At 46.5% G+C, this 617-nt stretch carries 1 protein-coding gene; it reads right to left on the bottom strand.

The features are described from left to right. A partial coding sequence (locus R7040_RS27680; protein ID WP_318097775.1) for a sulfatase-like hydrolase/transferase occupies positions 1-510 on the bottom strand: 510 nt, incomplete at its 3' end. Positions 511-617 lie beyond the last annotated feature (107 nt).

Genomic DNA, 617 nt, shown 5'->3' with positions numbered 1-617 from the left:
TACGCCACGCGGGCCAAAGTTTTTGCGGAACGCAGGATCTTTCGGGTAATCAGGGTTTTCAGGCTCTTCTTCCGCGTTCAAGTGGTAAAGGTTACCCATGAACTCATCAAAACCGTGGTTTGTTGGCAACATTTCATCTTTGTCACCAAGGTGGTTTTTACCAAATTGGCCTGTCGCGTAGCCCATATCTTTAAGTGCCGTCGCCATTGTAATGTCTTGCGGTTGAAGACCTTGTTCTGCACCCGGTAGGCCTACTTTCGTCAAACCGGTACGGATTGGCATTTGACCAGTAATGAAAGTACTACGACCCGCAGTACAGGATTGCTGCGCGTAGTACGCAGTGAAAAGCGCACCTTCTTGCGCAATTCTGTCGATGTTTGGTGTGTTGTAGCCAAGCATGCCTTGGTTGTAAGCAGAGATGTTACCGTAGCCGATGTCATCACCCATGATAACCAGCATGTTGGGTTTAGAAGCTGCTTGTGCGGCAATCGGAGCTGCCGTTGCAAGCATCGTGAGTACTAGAGTATTTTTGCGAAAGTTCACGTTTTTTATTCCTTCACGTTAAAAACTTTCTTTATGGTATGCCTGCTGAAAAAACGATTGAAGTTATACAAGAT

The organism is Vibrio sp. 1069 (genome assembly GCF_033340555.1).
The sequence above is the reverse complement of the archived record's forward strand: the minus strand, read 5'-3'. Positions and strand labels throughout refer to the sequence as shown.